Consider the following 205-nt stretch of genomic DNA (forward strand, 5'->3'; position numbering starts at 1 on the left):
GCACAGCCTCCACAACTAGGTCACCCTGCTGCTTCTACGGCTGCACGACGCTCCCCTACCCACCCACACCAAAGATGTGAGTGCCGCGGCTTCGGCGGTGTACTTGAGCCCCGCTAAATTGTCGGCGCCCAGCCACTAGACCAGTGAGCTATTACGCACTCTTTCAAGGGTGGCTGCTTCTAAGCCAACCTCCTGGTTGTCTTCG

The 205-nt window shown here is 59.0% G+C and carries 1 rRNA gene; it reads right to left on the reverse strand.

The features are described 5' to 3' along the window. Positions 1-205 (reverse strand): 23S ribosomal RNA (locus AXK61_RS24205); the annotation flags it as partial.

Origin of the sequence: Tsukamurella pseudospumae (assembly GCF_001575205.1) — a bacterium.
In the GTDB taxonomy this organism is placed as follows: domain Bacteria; phylum Actinomycetota; class Actinomycetes; order Mycobacteriales; family Mycobacteriaceae; genus Tsukamurella; species Tsukamurella pseudospumae.